Annotated in this window: 17 protein-coding genes and 1 tRNA gene; 10 read left to right on the top strand and 8 right to left on the bottom strand. The window is 46.1% G+C overall.

The window, feature by feature from the left end; translation table 11 throughout:
* The first annotated feature begins 31 nt into the window (after positions 1–31).
* The 5 genes from bglB to AB4114_RS28300 all read left to right on the top strand — a co-directional run bounded on the left by bglB (position 32) and on the right by AB4114_RS28300 (position 6473).
* Positions 32–1105, top strand: coding sequence for a beta-galactosidase BglB (gene bglB / locus AB4114_RS28320; protein ID WP_441991474.1), 1074 nt, complete (start codon positions 32–34; stop codon positions 1103–1105).
* Between the two features lie 38 nt (positions 1106–1143).
* Positions 1144–2544: a Sapep family Mn(2+)-dependent dipeptidase gene (locus AB4114_RS28315; protein WP_441991473.1), complete on the top strand. Its 1401-nt coding sequence runs from the start codon at positions 1144–1146 to the stop codon at positions 2542–2544.
* 191 nt (positions 2545–2735) lie between these two features.
* Positions 2736–3695, top strand: coding sequence for an ABC transporter permease (locus tag AB4114_RS28310; RefSeq protein ID WP_441991472.1), 960 nt, complete (start codon positions 2736–2738; stop codon positions 3693–3695).
* A gap of 27 nt (positions 3696–3722) precedes the next feature.
* Complete coding sequence (locus tag AB4114_RS28305) at positions 3723–4643, top strand: carbohydrate ABC transporter permease (RefSeq protein WP_441991471.1); 921 nt, start codon at positions 3723–3725, stop codon at positions 4641–4643.
* A gap of 180 nt (positions 4644–4823) precedes the next feature.
* Positions 4824–6473 (top strand): extracellular solute-binding protein, encoded by a 1650-nt coding sequence (locus AB4114_RS28300; RefSeq protein WP_441991470.1) that lies wholly within the window; start codon positions 4824–4826, stop codon positions 6471–6473.
* A 105-nt stretch (positions 6474–6578) separates the two neighbouring features.
* On the opposite strand, the gene AB4114_RS28295 is transcribed toward AB4114_RS28300, so the two are convergent.
* Positions 6579–7151, bottom strand: a complete 573-nt coding sequence (locus tag AB4114_RS28295; RefSeq protein WP_441991469.1) for a TetR/AcrR family transcriptional regulator — start codon at positions 7149–7151, stop codon at positions 6579–6581.
* A 229-nt stretch (positions 7152–7380) separates the two neighbouring features.
* Here AB4114_RS28295 and AB4114_RS28290 point away from each other — a divergent pair, with 229 nt between their 5' ends.
* The 3 genes from AB4114_RS28290 (at position 7381) to AB4114_RS28280 (ending at position 11825) form a co-directional block, all read left to right on the top strand.
* Positions 7381–8871, top strand: a complete 1491-nt coding sequence (locus AB4114_RS28290; RefSeq protein ID WP_441991468.1) for a DHA2 family efflux MFS transporter permease subunit — start codon at positions 7381–7383, stop codon at positions 8869–8871.
* A 176-nt stretch (positions 8872–9047) separates the two neighbouring features.
* Positions 9048–10490 (top strand): SulP family inorganic anion transporter, encoded by a 1443-nt coding sequence (locus tag AB4114_RS28285; RefSeq protein ID WP_441991499.1) that lies wholly within the window; start codon positions 9048–9050, stop codon positions 10488–10490.
* Between the two features lie 27 nt (positions 10491–10517).
* The gene (locus AB4114_RS28280) at positions 10518–11825 is read left to right on the top strand and encodes a voltage-gated chloride channel family protein (RefSeq protein ID WP_441991467.1); all 1308 of its coding nucleotides are present in this window, start codon (positions 10518–10520) and stop codon (positions 11823–11825) included.
* Between the two features lie 362 nt (positions 11826–12187).
* Here the strand turns inward: AB4114_RS28280 and AB4114_RS28275 are convergent, their stop codons facing one another.
* From AB4114_RS28275 to AB4114_RS28265, 3 genes are all read right to left on the bottom strand, one after another.
* Positions 12188–12553 carry a hypothetical protein gene (locus AB4114_RS28275; protein WP_441991466.1) on the bottom strand — a complete coding sequence of 122 codons (366 nt, stop codon included), beginning with the start codon at positions 12551–12553 and terminating at the stop codon, positions 12188–12190.
* 249 nt (positions 12554–12802) lie between these two features.
* A complete protein-coding gene (locus tag AB4114_RS28270) occupies positions 12803–13429 on the bottom strand; it encodes a hypothetical protein (RefSeq protein WP_441991465.1) in 627 nt (208 codons plus the stop codon).
* A 175-nt stretch (positions 13430–13604) separates the two neighbouring features.
* On the bottom strand, positions 13605–14318 hold the full coding sequence (locus AB4114_RS28265; protein ID WP_441991464.1) for a response regulator transcription factor: 714 nt from the start codon (positions 14316–14318) through the stop codon (positions 13605–13607).
* A 300-nt stretch (positions 14319–14618) separates the two neighbouring features.
* Between AB4114_RS28265 and AB4114_RS28260 the strand changes: the two genes are divergently transcribed.
* The gene (locus AB4114_RS28260) at positions 14619–15857 is read left to right on the top strand and encodes a GGDEF/EAL domain-containing response regulator (RefSeq protein WP_441991463.1); all 1239 of its coding nucleotides are present in this window, start codon (positions 14619–14621) and stop codon (positions 15855–15857) included.
* A gap of 77 nt (positions 15858–15934) precedes the next feature.
* Positions 15935–19189 carry a response regulator gene (locus tag AB4114_RS28255; RefSeq protein WP_441991462.1) on the top strand — a complete coding sequence of 1085 codons (3255 nt, stop codon included), beginning with the start codon at positions 15935–15937 and terminating at the stop codon, positions 19187–19189.
* Positions 19190–19563: 374 nt separating this feature from the next.
* Here the strand turns inward: AB4114_RS28255 and AB4114_RS28250 are convergent, their stop codons facing one another.
* The 4 genes from AB4114_RS28250 to AB4114_RS28235 all read right to left on the bottom strand — a co-directional run bounded on the left by AB4114_RS28250 (position 19564) and on the right by AB4114_RS28235 (position 22665).
* On the bottom strand, positions 19564–19899 hold the full coding sequence (locus tag AB4114_RS28250; protein WP_441991461.1) for a DUF5658 family protein: 336 nt from the start codon (positions 19897–19899) through the stop codon (positions 19564–19566).
* Between the two features lie 182 nt (positions 19900–20081).
* Positions 20082–20153: transfer RNA gene (locus AB4114_RS28245), tRNA-Lys, on the bottom strand.
* A 119-nt stretch (positions 20154–20272) separates the two neighbouring features.
* Positions 20273–21829, bottom strand: a complete 1557-nt coding sequence (locus AB4114_RS28240) for an ABC-F family ATP-binding cassette domain-containing protein (RefSeq protein WP_171637022.1) — start codon at positions 21827–21829, stop codon at positions 20273–20275.
* Between the two features lie 98 nt (positions 21830–21927).
* On the bottom strand, positions 21928–22665 hold the full coding sequence (locus AB4114_RS28235; protein WP_441991460.1) for a spermidine synthase: 738 nt from the start codon (positions 22663–22665) through the stop codon (positions 21928–21930).
* Positions 22666–22983: the final 318 nt, after the last annotated feature.

Genomic DNA, 22983 nt, shown 5'->3' with positions numbered 1-22983 from the left:
ACTTTATAGTGCGTACTAGGAGGTGCTTACCGTGACTATCGCGCAAATACAGCGGCAAGAGATAGAGATTTTGATTCATAAAGTCATTAGCGGAATGAAAAATCTGGAGGCAACGATCCAGGAAGACACCCCAATCAGCATCATTACGATGGATAAATGGGATTGGTCCCAGGGAGTCGGTTTGTTCTCCCTCTATTTGTATTACAAGGAAACCCAGAATCGTGATGTGTTTACGTATTTAACCGATTGGTTCGACAGTCGGATTCGTGAGGGGCTGCCACCGAAGAATGTCAACACGATGTGTCCATTGCTTACGCTAAGCTACTTGTACGAAGAAACGCGTAATCCAGAGTATTTGCGGATATGTGAAGAGTGGGTTAGTTATGCGGCCGATGAGATGCCCCGCACGCCTGAGTTTGGGATCACGCACGAGACGATCGATAACGCGAACGAAGGCGAGTTGTGGGACGATACGCTCTATATGACAGCGCTGTTCATGGGCCGGATGGGCATTTTGTTGACCAAGGATCACTATGTACAAGAAAGTATCCGTCAATTCCTCGTCCATCTGAAGTATTTGACGGACAAGAAAACGGGACTGTTTTTCCATGGCTGGAGTTTCATGGAGGGTCATAATTTCGCGGAAGCGCTCTGGGGTCGCGGTAATGCGTGGTACACGGCTGGGTTGGTCGACTACTTAGATATCGTCAAGATACCGCTAGGTGTGGAAGTATTCTTGCTTTCTTCGCTAGAACGTCAGATTCAGAAGCTGACTGAGCTGCAAAGACCGAGCGGGATGTGGACGACATTGCTGAACGATCCGACATCCTACGAGGAGACCTCAGCAACTGCAGGTTTTGCATACGGCATTCTAAAGGCAGTTCGCAAAGGCTATATCAGCGAAGTTTACAAAGAAGTCGGGTTGAAGGCATTGCAGGCGGTCATGAATAAGGTTGACGTAAAAGGAGCCGTTCACGGCGTATCTTACGGTACGCGCATGGGGCGTACGCTACAGTTCTATCGCGAAATCCCGATATGTCCGATGCCCTATGGGCAATCGATGACATTGCTGATGTTGGTGGAAAGCCTTCATCATGTCGACTAACCGTTGGAAGCGAATGTGGGAAGGTGGGAGGTAAACCTATGATTATTGGGAACGAAATCCACAAATATCGGGATGCAATCACGGCTGGTATTTCTGAACTCGTACAAATAAGAAGCGTCATGGCCACCCCAGAGCCGGGAAAACCGTTCGGGGCTGGCGTTGATCGTGCTTTGCAATATATGCTCAGCCTGGCTGAATCGTTAGGGTTCGAAGTGACTAATGTGGACGGGTATGCAGGTCATGCCGAATACGGACAAGGCGAGGAGATCGCTGCCGTGCTTGTTCATCTGGATACAGTAGAAGAAGGAGAGGGATGGACGTTCCCGGCGTTTGGCGGCGTCATTGAGAATGGCAAGATCATCGGAAGAGGTGCATCCGATAACAAAGGACCAGCCGTAGTTGCTCTCTATGCGCTGAAAACGCTGATGGATCTAGGCATTACCGGCAATCGCCGTCTCCGATTGATCTTTGGTACGAATGAGGAGAGTGGCATGAAAGACCTCGACTACTATTTCGAGAGGGAACAGCTTCCAGCAATGGCATTTGCGCCTGATGCTGGCTACCCAATTTTCAATGTGGAAATGGGCAGTATGAACGTGGTGTTCTCCAGTGAACAAGAATTGTCTTCCACGAAACCGCAGCTGACGATCTTGTCTCTGAAGGGTGGTAACATGCTTACACTCATTCCGGAGACGTGCACGGCTTCGCTTTCTCTGGCGCAGCTTACCGATAGCCAGGTGGCAAATTTTCACGCTGCGATCAACATTCAGGTGAATATGTCGGTCGCATACGACGAGGATGGCGGTTTGGTGTTAACAGCAGGAAGCGAGTTTCTGGCTGACAGTCCAACAGGATCGCGAAATGCTATCGCAAACATGGTTGCTTTCCTAAGTGGACAAGGAATGACTACCAATTGGGACAGCCTCTTGCACTTCCTCAATAGTAAGATTGGTGCGGAGAAAGGCGGGCAGTCGCTCGGTATCGCTTGTAGCGATAGCTTCTCAGGCGCACTGGTCGTATATTTGCGCACCATTTCCTGTGATCTCCATCGTGCGGAAGCACTGTGTAATATTCGGTATCCAGTCAGCCATGACGGCGCTGGTATATTATCTGCGGTTGACGGTCTAGCGGGCAAGGATGGCATCCATATTGAGTTGACGCGACATCTGCTTCCCGTTTATGTGCCAGAGACCCATCCGGTCATTGTCCGGTTAAGCCGCGCTTACAAGAAAATCACTGGAGATGAAGCCGTGCTGCTGCGTATGGGCGCTGGCACCTATGCCCGTAAAATGCGGAACAATGGTGTCGCATTCGGTGCAGGGCTACCTGGTGGCGTCGATACCCACGTGCATCAAGCAGACGAGTTCATCTTTATTGACGATATGATGCAGCATGCCGAAATCTGCTTACAGGGCATGTATGAATTATTGATCGATTGACCGAGAGCAAGAGATATAAAGATGAAGTAAAGAAAACTAATAAAAAGTAAAATTTCTAGCATGTCAATCATTTTCAAAAGCGAGTACACTTGCAACATACCTAGAAGAATAGGCTGTGCAGCGAATTATTTTAACTGAATAGAAAACGCTTTCAATTAAGGGGTTTCGTATTTGGAGAAAGGAGCAAGGATGTGGAAGTACAATCACATAAACGCCATGTAATTGCACAGACGGACAGTAAACCAAGAAACGCTTTTACAAAAGAGCTGTTCAAAAATTACGATTTGTACTTACTGCTTGTCCCAGGCATTATCTTCTTCTTTGTTTTTTGTTATATTCCGATGTTCGGGCTTGTCGTCGCTTTTAAGGATTATAACATCTTCAAAGGGATCTTCGATTCGGATTGGATAGGGCTGCACCATTTCAAAGAGATGCTACAGATTCAGGATTTCTATCGGATCGTCCGCAATACCCTGCTGCTTAACGTTCTAGGCCTTATTGTTGGATTTCCAGCACCGATTATTCTGGCGCTAATGCTGAATGAAATCAGGGCGAAATATTTCAAGAAAATATCGCAATCGCTTCTGTATTTGCCACACTTTATGTCTTGGGTCATCATGGGCGGGATTATTTATAATCTGCTTTCCCCGAAATATGGGATCGTCAATAGTATGATGAGATTCCTTGGGATGGAAGAGATCTATTTCATGATCGAGGAGACCTGGTGGGTCATCATCTACACGTTGTCCAGCGTATGGGCAGGAGCGGGATGGGGAACGATTATTTATCTTGCAGCGATGACGATGATCGATCCTTCTTTGTACGAAGCAGCAGTTATGGATGGTGCAGGCAGATGGAAAAAAATCGTACATATTACGCTGCCAGGCATTATGCCGACTGTGATTATCCTGTTGATTCTCAATATCGGTCATATGGTATCCATCGGTTTCGAGCATCCTTTTGCCTTGCAGAATCCTGTTGTTACGAATATTTCGGAGGTCATTAGCACATACGTGTACTCCTCGGGGATTAAACAGGGGCAATTCGGAATTACGACGGCCATCGGGATGTCGCAATCCATTATTAATCTTATTCTTGTGCTTGGTGCGAATTATTTTGCCAAGCGTCTGGGTAAAGAAGGACTTTGGTAAAATTCGAATGAGTAGGAGAGTAGAGATATGGAGGCTACTGCACACAAACATGGGAATAGACGCAGCTTATTCGGCAAGTACTCGGGATGGGATGTAAGTTTTAACATTTTTAATTATACCCTGCTGATCCTATTTACTTTCATATGTATATTTCCCTTCATTAATACGTTAGCTAATGCCTTCAGCAGCAGCCACGCCATACAGACGGGTAAAGTTGTGCTTTGGCCTGTCGAATTTCAGCTTGATGCGATGAAATCGGTCGTCACAGATTCCAATATCATCAGATCGTTAGGGGTAACCATCTATATTACGGTGGTCGGTACTGCTCTTAACATGCTATTCTCGATTACAACGGCTTATCCTCTCTCCAGGAAGGACTTGAAGGGACGCAAATATTTTATGAATTTCATGATTGTGACCATGGTTTTCAGCGGCGGTATGATTCCCAGCTACTTGTTGATCAAGTCGCTAGGGCTGTTGAACAGCTTATGGGCGTTGATGCTACCAGGATTAATCAGCGCGTTTAACGTTATTATCATGAAATCCTTTTTTCAGGATCTCCCTGAAGAGCTGCGTGAGGCGGCCGTCATGGACGGCTGTGGCAATTTGCGTTACTTAGCACAGGTCGTGCTTCCCCTATCCGGTGCCGTATTGGCAACGATAAGCCTGTTTTATGCGGTCGGCCATTGGAACGCCTATTTTGCAGCCGTCCTGTACATCGACGATTCGGCGCTCTATACGTTACAGGTGAAACTCAGGAACATACTGCTGCTTGCCCAAATGGATACTTCATTGGAAACGATGCAATCGTTGGATAATCTCAACGTCATTGAGGAGTCTCTGAAGGGAGCCACAATTGTCTTTGCCACGGTTCCAATTCTCATCGTCTACCCTTTTCTGCAAAAGTATTTTGTGAAGGGGTCGTTCCTCGGATCAGTTAAAGGATGAAGCTCAAAGGTGAATAACAAAAAAACTATTAAAATGTCAAAATTATCGAATAGAATCGCATAAGGAAAGAGCCTATATTTACAATGCAAGCGCTTTAAGTTACATGCATTCCCAACCAGATATGGGTGAAATCCCAGTTCAACGAGTAGGCCTGAAATTTCATACTAGGGAGGAAGCGTTATGGTAAAGGTACTTAAAAAAGGGGTATTAGGAAGTATGGCTGTTATGCTCATGCTTTCGGGTTTCTTGGTTGCTTGCTCCAACAAAGATGAGGGCGGAAGCACAGCAACAACTTCACCTAGTGGCAGTAACACAACAACACCAAGCAAGGAACCTGAAAAACCAGCCAAAATCCGTGTCACATTGTGGGACCGCGCGAATGCGCCAGAGGGGCAAAATCTAGGCAATAACCCGATTATTAAATATGTCATTGATGAAACGAAGAAGGTTGGTCTCGATGTGGAATTCGTCTCCCTGCCTAGAGCGCAGGAATCGGAGAAACTGAACGTATGGATGGCTTCCGGTGAAGCACCTGACATTATTCTAACCTACTCCATGGATACGATCTTCAAATACGCGGAACAAGGCGGATTATGGGAGCTGGATTCCTATCTAGCCAAGTATCCAGACTTGATTAAGAATAACAAACTAGCGCTTGACCAAGTGGGCATGTACAAAGGTAAGCGGTACGCGATTCCTGCCCTGAAGGCGAACACGTACTCCGGCCCCAACATGAAGATTCGTAAAGACTGGCTTGATGCGCTAGGGATGAAGAATCCGACTACGAACGAAGAATTATATCAGGTACTGAAAGCCTTTAAAGAGAAAGACCCAGGCAATGTAGGGAAAGACAAAGTAATCCCATGGGCGCTCCCTGCCATCAACCAATCCATGAAAGCATTCTACTATGGTCCGATGTTTGGCTTCGGCGTCAATATGGACGGCCCGAGTAACCAGTTCTATGCACCAGATGGCAACTATAAGAATGGTGTCTTCACCTCTTCCGTTGCTACACCTGAAGGAAAAGCCTATTACCAATGGATGAACAAAGTGTACAAAGAGGGGCTGATTTCCAAGGAATTTGTCACGGATGTGAACTCTCAGCAATTTACGCAACAGGTTAATAGTGGTGTTGCCGGCTTCGTAGATTCCAATGACACACCGTGGAACCTGAATGTGGCCACACGCAAATCGGTCCCAACAGCCAATTGGGTACCTGTAGAACCATTTAAACGTCCGGACGGAACTCAGCTTATGTCAAAGGTATCGGATTACTCTATGCTTGTCGCAGTTCCGAAATCCAGCAAGAATCCGGATGCTGTCTTGAAGTATCTGAACTGGATGGTTCAACCGAAGAACCTTGCGACCGTACAAAGCGGAATTGAGGGAGTGAACTGGAAGGATGACGGTGGCGTTAAAGTCCAGATTGATCCTGAACTGAATAAGAAAACTACATGGGTATCTCTGGCGGGAGACCTTGCTATTGTTCAACAAGGGGGACCCGCATTAAACAAAGAGCAACTCATTAAGTCAGTAGCCCTTTCACTTCCGGATGAGAAGCAGCGAGAAGAGTATGCCAATTCATTCGTAACCTATTATGATATTTTCAAGAAATTCGGCAAACCGAACACGGTGATCGACTCACCTCGACCTGTAGCTCAGAAGACCGTTGCAACCATCGAGAAGAGCCTGTATGAAGGGGTTTCCAAAGTGATTATTTCTACGGATTTCGAGAAGACGTATGCGGAGATGCTTGGCGCATGGGAAAGAGCCGGAGGAAAAGATTACGACAAAGAGATTAGCGATGCTTATAAAACGATGAAGAAGTAACGAGGTTGCATGCAGGGGAGCGAACAGATTTTTGGTTCGCTCCTTTTGTTTTTACAAACTGCTGTTAATGTGTCTGCCAAATAATATGCCCGGATGAATGATGGACTATTCGGGTTTAGGCAAATGCAGAAGCTCAGCGAGCTGTGCAGCCAAGAATACTGGCGTGTAGGGCAAATCATTGCGGAGCCAGAAGACAATCGTACCAATGATGGCAGAGGAGCCGTACCAGATTGCGATATCTTTCTGGACGTTCAAAGTGGAGGATGTTTCCAACTTATCTATGCGACTAGTGATATAGTCAGAGATGAGCTTCATGAGTCGTTCTGTGAACACGGGAATCCGCTTGGAAGCTAGCAAGATCTTGTAAAATTTCGAGTTCACCGCGATATGTTCGAGTATGTTGATGATGATCTGCATGTTAAAACCTTTCAAGTTCGGAGCTTCATGCAAAATCTCATGGATTTCATGGATCATCTCATCTGCTAACTTATCAATCATATCTGGAATATCTCGATAATGAAGATAGAAGGTGACGCGATTGATCGTCGCTCGCTCCGCAATGCGATTCACGGTTATTTTCTCAACTTCAAGCTCTTGAAGTAATTCAATGAATGCTTCTCGGATCAAAAGCCTCGTACGAACCACACGAGGATCAGTTCGTTGTACTTTTGTTGACATAATTAATCACTTCCTTCTTACCTAAGGATAGACGACAATTCCTGCAATATTTGTGGATTATGTATAGAGTAGACGACACATTAATAAAAAACTGTTAACTAATAAACATTTATAAAAAAGCTGTTGCTTGTGAACATAAGGATTGATGACTATAATACTATTTACATCAAGTTTATTATACAACACATTGTCAATTAGTTAGAAATTGAATTTGAAAGGAATATGTGAAATGAGTAAAATTGCAGCATTTGATCCTAGTTCTATTAAGAAAGGTCCCCTATTATTTGTTATGATTCTGGGGGCATTCATCGCTGTTTTGAATCAGACGATTATGAGCGTTGCCTTGCCGCCACTCATGGTCGAGTTCAATATTGCCGCTTCAACAGGACAATGGTTGACCACTGGTTATATGTTGGTTAACGGTGTTTTGATTCCGATCACAGCGTTCCTGATGCAACGCTTTACGACGCGGGAGCTGTTCCAAGCGTCCATGATTATTTTCCTCATTGGTACCATTGTATCAGCCGTGGCGCCAGGCTTTGAGGTGTTGTTGACGGGTCGTCTGATTCAAGCAGCTGGGGCAGGTATTATCATGCCGCTTCTGATGAATGTTATTTTGACGATCTTCCCTGCAGATAAGCGTGGAGGAGCTATGGGCATGGTTGGATTGGCAATCATTTTTGCCCCTGCAGTCGGCCCTGCTCTTGCTGGTTATATTTTAGAACATTATTCGTGGYGTACTCTTTTCTATGGTATCATCCCTATTGTTGTTGTAGTTATTGCTGTTGCTTTTATCTATCTCAAAAATGTTTCTGAACGTCAGTATCCCAAAATTGATACGTGGGGTGCCATTCTTTCAACCGTCGGATTCGGTTTCCTTCTTTACGGCTTCAGCAGTGCTGGTGGCAAAGGCTGGTCCAGTGCGGAAGTTATCGTATCTATCATTGTTGGTGTAGTTGCCTTAATTCTATTTACATGGCGTCAACTCGTTATCAAAGAACCACTATTAGATCTTAGAGCGTTTAAACACAACATGTTTACCTTGACCACTTTAATCAACATCGCAGTAACAATGGTCATGTATGCGGATATGATGCTGCTTCCGTTGTATTTGCAAAATGCTCGCGGCTATACCGCGTTGGAATCAGGTATCCTTATGCTCCCTGGCGCACTGCTCATGGGCTTGATGATGCCAATAGCTGGTAAGCTTTTCGATAAATTCGGAGCAAAATGGTTGTCCATTATCGGTATGGTCATTACGATTATTACGACACTTGGCTTCATCAATTTGACGGATTCTACAAGTTATACGTACCTAGTTCTCATGTCCACAGGACGACGTTTCGGTATGGCCCTATTCTTAATGCCGATCACGACGGCGGGACTCAATCAATTGCCTGCAAGGCTGAATGCGCATGGTACGGCGATATCCAATACCATCAAGCAAGTGGCGGGTGGCGTTGGTACGGCACTATTGATTACCGTTATGACAACTAGAACGAAATCTCATCTCATCGAGATCATGACGACAGGTAAAGCAGCGACCGCTACGAAAGAAATGATTAAAGAAGCATCGATTCAGGGTATTAATGATTCTTATCTCGTTATTATTGGAATCGGAGTTGTTGGCTTGGTGCTTTCCTTCTTTATCAAACGTGTAGGCCAAGCGGAAGAAGAAACAGAAGTTGTTACAAATCGCAAACCAGTTCGTGCATCGTAAGACAAATAGAAGCTCGCGGATAAGTACAGTACGCTCCTTTGGAGTGTGCTGTGCTTTTTCTTTTTCATCTAGAGGGATGTCTAATATTTGTGTATAATGAGACAAGTTGACGAACGGACTCGACTTTTCTGAGACTGAAAGGTCAAGAAGTACGTGGAAGGAGTGGAGATAGGTTGTTGGTTCAGCAGTTTAAAATGGCGTGGTTCTCGAACGTCCGTAAGGATGTTCTCGCAGGCATAACGGTGGCTTTAGCGCTGATTCCTGAGGCTATTGCCTTTTCGATCTTAGCGGGTGTTGACCCGATGGTGGGGTTGTACGCCTCATTTTGTATTGCCGTTACGATATCTATTGTAGGCGGGCGTAGAGGAATGATTTCGGCTGCTACAGGGGCTATGGCTTCGTTGATGGGACCTGTTGTGGCGAAATACGGGATCGAGTATTTATTCGCCGCGACGATACTTACGGGCATTCTCCAGTATGTGATGGGGCTTTTGAAATTTGGCAGATTCATTACATTTATCCCCCATTCGGTCATGACGGGATTCGTGAATGCATTGGCGATCATTATTTTTATGGCGCAGATCCCAAGCTTTGAAGGGGCGAATTGGCAAATGCCGTTGATGATTGCTGGTACCCTTGCGATTATCTATATATTGCCGAGATTCACACAGGCCGTGCCCTCGCCACTTGTGGCGATCATTGTAATGACTATCATTTCTACGAGTTTGCATCTAGATCTTCGGACAGTAGGAGATATGGGCAAAATTACGCAAGAGCTGCCTTTTTTCCATATTCCACAAATTGAATTGTCTTTCGAACTGATCTGGCGCATGCTGCCGTTCTCCTTAGCACTTGCGGTTGTCGGCATGACGGAATCCCTGATGACGGCCACGATTGTGGATGAAATGACAGAGACCAAAAGCGACAAAAACAAAGAGGTAAAGGGCCAAGGAATCGCGAATGTGGTCTCAGGGTTGTTTGGCGGGATGGCAGGCTGTGCCATGATCGGGCAAACGGTTATTAATGTGAAATCCGGAGGAAGAGCGCGATTATCGACGTTCGTTTCCGGTGTATTTCTACTCTTCCTTATTCTTGTTCTCGGCGATGTCGTGAAGCAAATTCCCATGGGGGCGCTAGTTGGCGTGATGTTCATGGTATCCATCGGGACCTTCGATTGGAACTCGTTAAGAACGTTGGCAAGAATTCCACGGAGTGATGCGCTGATTATGATTGTGACGGTTGCCATCGTTGTGGCTACATCTGATTTGGCGATAGGTGTTGTATCTGGTGTGATATTAAGCGCGTTGGTGTATGGCTGGCGGTCAGCAAGAATCAAGGCTCACACGACGATCGAGAAAAATGGGACCAAGGTATATCGCATCACGGGACAGTTGTTCTTTGGTACGATGGCGCATTTCGTTGAGCTTTTCGATTATAAAAATGACCCGGAATCCATCGTTATCGATTTCAGCTCATCTCATGTTTGGGATCATTCGGCCGTGACGGCGATTGCCAAAACCATGCAAAGATACGAGCAAATCAATAAAACCGTAACGATGATTGGCTTGAACGCGGAAAGCAAGCATCTGTTGGATCGAGTCGGACCCTTGCAACACTAGGCCTTTCAATGAGGGGTGAGAATTACGTTGAAACATCGTCTAAAGGCACTCGCAGAGCATGCTGATTCATTCCTACATGTTGCATTAATAGGTTCATTCATTAAATGGATTTTCTATGGAAGCCTAGTCGGCATTGTGACGGGTTCCGCTTCTGCGCTGTTCCTAGCCAGCTTAGACCTTGTAACTGAGAAACGATTGCACCATCCGTGGTTGTTGTTTCTATTACCCTTAGGCGGGGCGCTGATGGCTTATGTCTATCTGAAAATGGGCAAAAATTCGGGCAGGGGGAATAACCTGATCCTCGAACAGCTGCATGATGGCAAGGAAGTGATTCCTTTCCGGATGGCACCGTTGGTTCTCATAGGGACCCTTGTCACGCATGTATTTGGCGGATCAGCAGGTCGCGAAGGGACGGCTGTTCAAATGGGGGGAAGCTTCGCCGAATGGATAGGGCGCATCTTCCGAGTGGATGAGGCTGATCGGAAAATCCTGCTCATGTGCGGCATTAGCAGCGGGTTTGGCTCTGTGTTTGGGACGCCGCTTGCGGGAACCGTCTTCGGCATGGAAGTGGTCGCCATTGGGATGGTGAGATATCAGGCGCTGATCCCTTGTTTTATTGCCAGCTTGGTGGCCCACCTCGTGACCACGGCATGGGGGATTCAGCATATTCACTATGTGATGGGGAGCGTCCCTGAGTTATCCACAGGGGTTATACTCAAGGTCGTGATGGCGTCAATTCTATTCGGATTAGCCAGCATCCTATTTAGCGAGCTAACGCATGGGGTGAAAAAGCTGTATACGCGGCTATTTGCGAACCCGGTGCTGCGAGCGTTTGTCGGCGGCCTTGTGATTATTGCGCTTGTTGCGGTATTCAAAACGAGGGATTACCTGGGGCTGGGCATTCCGCTGCTACAGCAATCCTTTGAAGAGCCCGTTGCGCATTTGGCCTTCTTATGGAAAACGTTGTTCACCTCGCTTACTCTCGGTGCCGGTTATCTCGGCGGGGAAGTAACCCCGCTGTTCGTCATTGGCGCTACGCTGGGCAATTCGCTAGCCGATCTGTTGGGGCTTTCTGCGCCATTCTTAGCGGCGCTTGGGCTAATCGCGGTATTCAGTGGCGCGACGAACACGCCGCTAGCATGCTTCATCATGGGCGTGGAGCTGTTCGGCTCCGAGGGGATCCTTTACATGTTCATGGCGTGCATCGTGAGCTATTTGTTCTCCGGCCACTCAGGGATCTACACGTCACAGCGAATCGGATTGTCCAAATCGAGAGGACACGCTGTGCCTGAGGGAGCCACACTGGCTTCAATCAAGGTGAAGAAGAAGGAATGAGTGATTGAGTGATAACAGGTCGTCCTGTAAAGTAGATAAGTGTCTACTTGTGGACGGCCTGTTTTATTTGTTAAAATCCTCGATTTAGTCCGATTTCTCCGAACTAAAACGAAGATTGCTTGTGAAAATGGAGGAATAGTCCGATTATGCCGAACTATTTAGCCATTTTCCTGGCGTGTGGGTTGTTTGGGGCGATTTAGTTGGGTCATTTCGGACTAATTGAGATTTATTGGCGCGCGCGGTGAGATTAATTCGGCAAAATCGAACTAATGCAGAGGAGATAGTCGAATAATCGACTATCTCGGGTACAAGAGAGGMAAAAGCAGAGGAGATAGTCGAAATAATCGACTATCTCTCTTGCTTCAGTGAGCCCACTTGGCTCGAAACGTTTGCGAAGCCTTCTCGAGCAACGGCTTGCCGTGGCCGAAGCAAGCGACATTAAACTCCGCCTTTCCTAGGCGGATCAAGTCCTGCTTCGCTTGCGCGAAGTTCTCGTGGCCGATGCTCCAGCCAAGGCCCATCATATTGGCCGCTGCATCCGCGGCGAACATCACGCCGCCTTGCTTCGGCAGCAGCAAGGCCGTTTGCCCTGCGCTATGCGCGGGAGCAGGGATCGTTTGTAAACCAGCAGGGAAATCTAGCGTGTCATTCGCTTTCAGATAGCTGTCGATAGGAAAGGTTTCTATCGGCGTTTCTTTGATGAATAAACGGAACAACAGTTTATTCATGAGTCCCATGCGTTGCCGTCAGCGGACGCTGCGGCTGCCCCTGCCCCTTCCATAACCCTCGTTTATATTTAGCCTACCTAAGTAATAGGTCAGAGAAATACCTGGTTAATTAAATACCTTAAACGAGGTCATTCCCAATAAACGACCTCGTTTAAGGCTGGTTCTATCGCAGATAGGGTCCATTAAGAATCCTTCGGAAGATCTGCGCGGATCTTCTTCATCCAAACAAGAAGGAGAGATGCTTTTTACTTAGATTAGCCCCGTTAATGAATTGGATTCCAACGTGTGTGGCATGAATTTAGAGGCACCTGATTTGAACAATCCCGCTAGAATAACGCAGTGCAAGGCAATAATCTCCTGCACCCATACTGGTTTCGAAGGGGAATTAGCAGCAAAGGTATGAAACTCTTGAAGGGCCAATTGCTGCGCAAATAGAAGGAAATCCTCGCGTAAGCAATAGCGATCCTGTTCAAGCTCAATGGCTGATTGTTGCAGGGCATGAAGTCCTCTGCCGATACAAGCGAAAGTCTGTAAGGTAGGCGGCAAGCGACAAGACAGCCATTTGATACACAGTGCGATCTGCCTTTGGTTAGGAGCCCTTCGTAAGTTGAATTGATGATTCAGATCGAGGATGCCGTTGGGAATGACATGGAGGGTTTCTAGTGAGGAGCTCAAGATATGTATATGATTTTCCCCCACATGAATGATATCGAGATGGTTCGGAATTCCTGCAGCCCAGACAGGCTTCTTCAGAGCAGCTAGATGATCTTCCGTTCTATGCTCAGCGTGCACTGTGCTGTCGGCTAACAAATCGGATAATTCGTTCTTTTCTTGACCTAGCGTATCTAGCTTCCTCATGTACTTATCATTGTGCATTCGAATACCTCACCTGTAAGTTACATAGTTATAATTACCGCTTACGGCAGCGGTTCAGAATTTAAATGATAAAGGTATGGAGCTGGAAAGTCAACCCATTTCTTACTAATTTTAATAATGAAAACAAAAAAATAAGACCCAATCCACTCTTGGATCAGGTCAATATGTAATTGGCTTAGATGACAAATTTATAGCCTACGCCCCATACGGTCTTAATATATTTTGGCTCTTTGGGATTGATCTCGATTTTCCTGCGCAAATTCGTAATATGTACATCGATCGCCCGTTCATTTATGTAGGAGTCGAATCCGCGTAAAGCATTGATCAGGTCCTCGCGACGGTATACCCGTTCAGGATGTTCAACTAGCAATCGAATGAGCTCAAACTCAGAGAAGGTCATTTCGATCGATTCACCTCGTACGTGCAAGGTTCGTTTCTCTAAATTAATTTGGAGCTCCATGGCGGGAACGGTAATCCGTTGGCGAATCGGGGTAGGAGTAGCAAGTTGCTGCTCAGCGGGTAGTTCCTTTTTGAAGCGGCGTAATAGGACTTGGATGCGTGCCTTCATTTCATGCATACTGAATGGTTTGCATAAATAATCATCGGCACCAACGGTAAAGGCTTCGATTTTCTCGCTGACTTTGGAATTAGAGGAGATGATAATAATCGGAACAGGTGTTAGCCCTCGTAAGGAATTGCATAGCTCTGTACCTTCAAAGTCAGGAAGAATAAGATCAAGTAGAATCAGATCGGGTTGGAAATTGTTTAAGGCCGTTAGACCCTCCTGTCCATTGTGGCACCTGAGAACTAAGAAATCTTCCTCCTTCAGATACATGCAGATCATCTCACCTATAATATCATCGTCCTCAATTAATAGAACTCTGTCCATTAGAAGTTCCCCCTAACGCATAGTTTTCTAATTTGAAATTCGTAAAAGTGATGAGGTGAGTGATATTGCTAATATTTAGCTAATAATTCTATTATACGCTGTCGAATTTTAAGAGTAAACCGTTTTCATCTAGGAAATTCAAAAAAATGTTAGTAAAATATTAGCGAAAAGGAGGTGTGAAATTCATAAGATTTAAGTAAGTAACCTAATAAGTGGAAAGTATACTGGTAGTATAAGTAAGAATGGCTTGAAGAGGTGGCGGGGAAAATGAGTCTGATAGGCAGGCATGGAGTACTACTAGTGAGTAGGTTGGAACGAACGCAGGGGGTCATTGCGACCATATTAAAGCAGGATGAACAGCTTATACTGTCAGAGGTTGTAGCAGATGGCAGTGCCGTACTAGCATGTGTGTTTCGTGACAGGCCGGACTTGATCCTCATTGATATGGACTTACCTGATTTACTGGGACTTTCGGCGCTTCAATTAATCATGGACCATAGTCCTATTCCTGTAATCATATTAAGTACACTGACATCAGAAGGCTCGGCTCAAACGATCCAAGCGATGCGTTTTGGCGCAGTCGATTATTTCCATAAAGAGATGTTGGTTTCGGGTTTGGAGGGAGGAGGGGTAGTCACCTACTTCCTCGAACGTTGCAAGCTTGCCGTTCAAAATGGCGTTAAAGGCGTATATCCTGCAACCACACACACAGACGGTTACATGGATAGCTTGCAGCCGTGTGCTCCGTTAATTAATGGCGCATTACTGCAGAGACGGATGGATATTGAATCGCATCTTCGACATGCCATTTCGAAGGAAGAATTTAATCTTGTCTATCAACCTGTTGTTGATATTAGTACAAGTTGTGTTGTCGGGATGGAGTGTCTACTACGCTGGGACAATGTTGATGTCGGCTTTGTCCCCCCGTCGGAATTTATTTCGATAGCTGAAGAAAGCGGGCTTATCCACGATATTGGAGAGTGGGTGCTGCGAGAAGCATGCAGACAGAACCGAAAATGGCAGCTTTCGGGCTTGCCACCGATGTTTGTAGCTGTTAATTTATCACGCAAGCAGTTCAATGATAGTCGCTTAAGTGGAATCATAGCAACGATCTTGGAGGAAACCGGCTTAGAGCCCCAGTACTTAGAAATTGAAATTACAGAGAGCCTAAGTGTGGATGCCAGACTAGCCGCGGATACAATAGGCAAACTCAAAGAGCTGGGTCTGCGCATTGCCATGGATGATTTCGGAACAGGTTATAGCTCGCTTGGCTACCTGCGTGACCTCCCGGTGGATAAAATAAAGATAGATCAATCTTTTATTAAAGGGTTACAACACGGCCAAGTGAACGCAATTATTGTGAGTACCATGCTCTCCATGGCGAATCAGTTGAACCTCTCTGTCGTCGCAGAAGGCGTTGAAACCGAAGAAGAATTGCAGGTGCTGCGCGAGTATGGCTGCCGCTTCGTTCAAGGCTATTATTTTAGCAAACCAGTGGAAGTTAGACATATTGAAGAAATGTTGTATCAACTAGCCTAACCGAAATGATAGAATGATGAAGGATAAGTTAGAAGCGTATCCGCACTAGAGTCAGAAACGGGTTGGTGATTGTTCTGTTGCGTGATTTGATTGTCAATTTTGCGTTAATAACGGTCTTTGTCGTAGTTGTGGAACATTTCTTCCTTGTCATGAAGCTGGATCAGAGGCCAACCTGGTTACATAAAGTCTATATCGGATTGGCACATGGTGCGCTTGTGGTCATCTTGATGAATTTCAGTATTCAAATGGCGCCACAGGTGAGTCTGAATTTCCGTGGTGTCGGTCTGCTGCTAGCTGCCTATATGGGAGGAATAGTTTCTCTATTCATTACGTTTGCTTGCGTATGGATAGCTAGATTTGTCGTGGAAGGTGCGATTTCGTTGCCGCTTTTGTTCATTGGCCTTGCAGCGATTACTGGAACTGGCATCATTTTCGCCCAAGTAAAAACGTATTGGATGAGATGGCTGTATGCGTCTACGTTCTTTTTTGTCTTTTATTATGCCATGATATGGCTCGTATTCGGGACATCGCTGGATGTTATCTTGAAATACGTCAGTTATCAGTTCATGTGTGTTTTTGTAATCGCTTGCTTCATGCGGTATATGCTTCGAAATCGGGAATATAAAGGGCAGATTCGACAGGTTGAGGAAGAGATGCTGGACATGCTGCGGTTTCAACCGGGATTCACGTTTAAGCTGCATAAACACCGCGATGAATTCGTGTATATCGTTATTGAAGGACAGCTGCTGGAGATGTTAGGTCTGAAACCCAGCCAATTTATTGGCAAGAAATTCAGTGAAGTGAATGTATTTAACGAATCTTTTATGGCTCGTATCCAACAATATTACGAAAAGGCATGGCAGGGCGAACGAGTCAATTATGAGTATGACTATAACGGTTTTACAATCCTAGTCAGTCTACAGCCCATCTATAAATATGGTCACGTGATTGAATTGATCGCTTCTGCTTGTGATGTTACGGAGCAACGCGCTGCATTAATTAAAGCAAGAGCTAGGGATGAACAGTATCGGACTTTGGTAGAAAACTCGGAAGATTTCATATTTCGATTTCAATTGGATGGTACCATTGCTTCGTCCAATAGTAAGATGTATCTGACGTATCAGTTGGATGCCGACCAGGTGAAAGGAAAACGGCTAACAGAATTGGTCCAAATGGACGAGCCAGAAACATGGGAAATAGGGTTCGAGCAAACCATTCTGGAGCGAAAAACGCAACAGTTCGGTATTCACCTCCTGCATCCGGATGGGTCCGAGCATGCCTATAATGTGACGTTGTCGCCTCTATTTACGGAAGGTGAGAAGGAAATTGATGGTGTGACKGGAACGGTCCACGATATTACGGATTTGAAGAAGCGGGAAGAAGCGGATCAGTCCAACAGGGCGAAGAGTCAGTTCTTAGCTAGGATGAGTCATGAAATACGTACGCCGCTCAACGGGATCATCGGTTTGTCTTTGCTTTTACAAAGGACAGAGCTAACGACCATTCAGCAGGATTATTTAAGCAAAATCGATTCATCCTCTAACGTTCTGTTGGCTACGATTAATGATATTCTTGACTTCTCGAAACTTGAAGCGGGTAAAATGTCACTTGAAACGGTAGATTTCTCTCTGGAGGCATCACTCCAAAAGGTAGTTGATCTGACGAGTGTATCGCTAGGCAAAAACCGAATCGAGATTATACTCGAAACGTCGGAGGACCTGCCTGATCGCGTCAGTGGGGATCCGTTTCGGTTAGAGCAAGTGCTCATTAATCTAACGAATAATGCCATTAAGTTTACCAAGAGGGGCTATTTGCGATTGAAAGTCGCTCTAGAGGAAAGATCAGATGAGGGTTATTTACTCTCGTTCTCCATGGAGGATACGGGCATCGGAATCTCTAAGGAGCAGCTCTCGAAGCTCTTCGTTCCGTTCTCACAAGCAGATACGTCGATGAGTCGGCGATATGGGGGGACAGGCTTAGGGCTTGTCATCTGCMAACATTTAGTACAGTCTATGGGCGGTGTCCTGCAAGTTGAATCGACCATCGGTCAAGGCAGCCGATTCTATTTCAATTTAGTGCTAGGGAAAGTCCATGCCGAAGAGGAAGTGCAGCCTGCTAACGTACAGACGAAGCTTAATTCTTGTCAGAGTCAGCGAATTCGGATTGCCGAAGATCATCCTCTTGTTGCTAAGCATATCGCGGAATTACTCGAAGCGATGCACTTGAAGACAGATCGCGTAGCGACAGCGTCGGAATTAGTAGCTGCGTTAGAAAAGGAAGCGTGGAACGACTCGCCTGTTGACTATGTGCTTCTCGATATGCAAATGGAAAATCTCGAGTACCAGGATGGGTTAGAGCGAGTGATCGCGCCTATTGACCGTTCACGTACGAAGATAATCGCTTATACGACACTAGATGGCAGAGAATGGATGTCAGAGTTGCCAGAGGCTTTGCAAGCGGATGTTGTGCTCGTGAAGCCTGTAAGTAGATCGAATCTGAAGCTGGCTATCCAGGAGTTAGCTCAGAGGGAGGTCCGAGCGATTGCATCGGAAACTACTCCCATGACTCACACGGAAGCGGAGCAGGCAACGGAGTCCAAAGGGAGCATTCTCGTGGTTGAGGACAATGAGATCAATCAACTCGTCATCTCTGAGCAATTGAAGCAATTGGGCTATCACACGGTGATCGCACAGAATGGCCTCGAAGCTTTAGAATTAGCTGACAGCCAGCCATGGAAGCTGATTCTCATGGATGTACATATGCCAGAGATGGATGGCTATGAGGCTACCCAGAAGCTGAGACAGCGCAAGCATTTGAATCTCGTGCCGATCGTAGCACTCACGGCGAATATGCTTATGCAGGATCGCATACAGCTACTGAAGCTCGGCATGAATGATTTGCTTATTAAACCGATTACGGAACGGCAGCTGACAGATATGTTAGGGAAATGGAATCAATTAAGCTTGTTGAACCAATATCCAGGCGTTGGTGTAGAGCAATTACTGCAGAATATTGATCAGAAGCTGCATATTTTCCAGTATATGATGGAGAAATTTAAGCAGGATTATCATCACTTCTATGATCAGTTGATCCCATTTATAGATGGCGGGGAGCTGGTTGCCGTTAAAAGAAAGATCCACACCCTGAAAGGGATCGCTGTGAATTTCTACGCAGATGCGCTGGTGACGGAGGTGCTCGCTATGGAGAAGGAGCTGGAGAATGGCATCCATCCACAGGAAGCCTTACACATTCTGAAGAGAATTCAGCATGAGATCGATGCAATTCTTGGACAGGGCAACAATCCTAGCATCGTGTTAAGTGAAGCTCATTGAGCATGTGAAAAATGCGGACGAAGAGGCCTGATGTTGACGTTGATACCGAGTTGACGGTAGACGTACATCAGGCTTCTGTTTTTTCGCCATAGGGCGTGAAGATGCGTATATGCTGGCTGTAAGTTTCTCAAATATACGGTGCTCTAGGCAAATAGATGGATTTTATACAGTTATATTTCGAGATTTTTCGATCAATCGCTTAATAGATGGAGAACCTACAGTTAATTTTAACCATTTTACCTAATATGAAGAAAATAGGCCGTTTTAGCTACATATTTTACAGTTAAATCGAGTTTTCGAAGAAATTTCTCGTAAATAGCTGTATATTTTCCAGTTACCTTCCGAAACGGAATCGCCTTATGAGGACAGCGTAGCTAGGCAGAACCAGCGACATACGTTAGCCCATAAGAAAGCCAGACGAAATGATACACATTGACGGCTGCATAAACGATAACAGTGAGGGTTAGGCAGGGCTGTACCCATAATTTCTGGCGAATATAGGGATATATGAGCATTAGAGCGAGAGGGAATATGAGTTTCACGAGGTAATACGCGATGATGTGCCATTCGTAGAGATGGCGGATGAACGGATTGGCCTCTTGAATGAGGGCTAGCTGCAAGCCGATATCGGTGAATAGTGCGTCGAAAAAGCAGAGAATGAGCAGCAATACCAGCAGTTTGCTCTTAAACATGGATCGAACAACAAGCATACGGTTCCTCGCTTTCCGTGGCTTCATTCGGATGCGTTCCGGAGCATCGGGCAGGTCAGAGGTGAGGAGGACGAATCCCACTATTGATACATAATGTATCATTCTGAAGGCAGTTTGTCCAGTTACACCGACGTATAAGAAAATCCCCCTGCGATCCGATGGAGATCGAGGGGGATTCGTTATAGGCCCGGTGGGGGTCGAACCCACAACCTACCGGTTAAGAGCCGGTTGCTCTGCCATTGAGCTACGGACCTAAGATCGCTTAATTGTACCATGCTGCGTAAGATTGGGTCAATTTATTTTCCAGAACCTGCCTTGAAATAAAGAGCTTACCCCAACATAAATGGGGTAAGCACTTCAAGTTACGCGTGGATTAGAATACTTTCGTCGTCCACGACTCACAGTTCCAAGTCTCTGTCACGACATCGCGATAGAAGTCAGGTTCATGGGAGATCAAGATGATACTGCCTTTGTACGCTTTCAGTGCACGCTTCAGTTCTTCCTTCGCATCGACATCCAAATGGTTCGTCGGCTCATCGAGCACGAGCAGGTTGGTTTCGCGGTTAATCAGCTTACATAAGCGGACCTTCGCTTTCTCACCACCGCTGAGAACGACAATCTTGCTCTCGATATGTTTGGTCGTTAGTCCACAGCGAGCAAGCGCCGCGCGTACCTCGAATTGGTTCAATGACGGGAACTCGTTCCACACTTCATCAATGCAGGTATTGTTGTTGGACTCTTTAATTTCCTGTTGGAAATAGCCAACTTGTTGGTTTTCACCTTTATGCACGGAACCTGACAACGCAGGGATTTCGCCTAAAATGCTGCGCAGCAACGTCGTCTTCCCGATCCCGTTGGCACCGACGAGGGCAATTTTCTGCCCGCGCTCCATGCGCAGGTTAAGCGGACGGGATAACGGTGAGTCGTATCCGATAACCAAATCTGTCGCTTCAAAGATGAGCTTGCCAGCTGTGCGGCCTTCTTTGAAGTTGAATTGTGGCTTCGGTTTCTCTTTGGCAATCTCAATGACTTCCATCTTGTCGAGTTTCTTCTGTCTGGACATCGCCATGTTCCGTGTGGCCACGCTTGCTTTGTTACGTTGAACGAAGTCCTTCAACTCCGAAATTTCCTGCTGTTGTCGCTTGTAAGCAGACTCCAACTGGGATTTTCTCATTTCGTGGACTTCTAGGAAATGATCGTAGTCACCGACGTAGCGGTTCAAGGCTTGATTTTCCATGTGGTAGATCAAGTTGATTACGCTGTTCAGGAAAGGAATGTCATGTGAGATGAGGATAAAGGCATTCTCATATTCGTTCAGATAGCGTTTCAACCATTCGATATGCTGCTCATCCAAATAGTTCGTAGGCTCATCGAGGAGCAGGATGTCTGGCTTTTCCAAAAGAAGCTTCGCCAACAACACCTTCGTACGCTGCCCACCGCTCAAATCGTTCACGTCTTTATCTAAGCCGATATCTGTCAGACCCAGACCACGGGCCGTTTCTTCGATTTTGGCATCGATCATGTAGAAATCCTGATTCGTTAACGTATCTTGAATCGTTCCTACATCCTCGAGCAAGCGCTCAAGCTCTTCAGGCGAAACGTCGCCCATGCGGCCATACATATCGTTCATTTCCTGTTCCATATCGAAGAGATACTGGAAGGCACCTTTCAACACGTCGCGCATCGTCATACCTTTGCTAAGCACTGCATGTTGATCGAGGTAACCAACGCGCATGCGCTTGGACCATTCGACTTTCCCGTCGTCCGGCTGCAGCTTGCCGGTAATGATGTTCATGAAGGTCGATTTCCCTTCACCATTTGCGCCAATAAGTCCGATGTGCTCGCCTTTCAACAGGCGGAAGGATACATCGTTGAAGATCGCGCGATCCCCAAATCCGTGACTAAGTCGTTCTACATTTAATATGCTCATGAATGACACCTTTTCTATTGAACTTTTTTTCTTCTTCTTACATTTTATTATAAACGATAGGAAGCAAACAACTCCCGCAGGTGAATAAAAAAAGGAAATTAAGCTTCATCCATCAGGATATGCCCATAGCCTGGCTCTATTTCGACGAAGCCGGCCATATGGCGCATGTGGCAGATGATCGGCTTATTTTGACCAATAAGGATCATATTCTGCAGATCGCGGCGTCCCTCCGAGGGGAGGGCGTATGCTTTAACGTGGTTAAACACTTCACGAAGTGTTGTGTGAATGGCGGCTAGGAGCGGATCATGCTCACCTTTGCCCATTAGGTTCAGAAGAATAGCGCCGCCTTCGTCGAGCTTGGTGTGGACGATTTGGAAAAAGGTTAATGACGTTAATGACAGCGGTGTGCCCTTGTCAGTAAAAGCATCAACGAGGATGTAATCATACGTTCGTGGAGGCTCGTAGCTTAGAAGCTGCCTGCCATCACCGATGTGCACATTGTCCTGGTTATAACCGAAGTAGCGCCTGCTCAGCGCCACGACATGTTCATCCAACTCCGCAACGGTGAAGCGTTTCTCCTTCAGGTGGGAAGCGATCGTGCCGATCCCGTGACCGATAAGGAATACACGTTCAAAGGTGGGAGCATTAATCTGCATGAGATGAATCATGGCTCGTGGATATTCGAAAAGGATACGATCTGGACGATCCAAATCCATCGCACCTTGCATGGCCTGATTGGAAAACTCCAAGACGCGGAAGCTCCCTTTTTCATCAGAAAAGGTGTTGGTGTCATAAATGGAGATGTCATGGTGGGCGGTTTGTTCCTTGTATAGCACGTTMAACGATCGGATCTCCTTCGATAATAGGTATGTGGATAGTATATCATAGCGCGGCAAACAGCATAGCAAGACACAGGGAACGTTATGACAAGTCATAGCGGGAATCGTGATCCCAACGTCAGCAATGTTATCCAGTTCGAGGAGGTAGAGAGGTGAAACAACGTAGTTTTAAAATGGCTGCTGCTGAGAGGCTGACTTTGACATTAGCGCTAGAATAGGCTAGGAGGTTTTTCTGTCTGGGTTGTGTTCGATAGGGATGAAGTTGTGTTCAATCCTCTCATTTTCTTGAGGAGAGGGCTCTTTTATACTGATGAT

The sequence above is a fragment of the Paenibacillus sp. 2RAB27 genome, from assembly GCF_052115445.1.
In the GTDB taxonomy this organism is placed as follows: Bacteria; Bacillota; Bacilli; order Paenibacillales; family NBRC-103111; genus Paenibacillus_E.
Note: the sequence above shows the minus strand (reverse complement) of the source record. Positions and strands in the feature narration are given on the sequence as shown.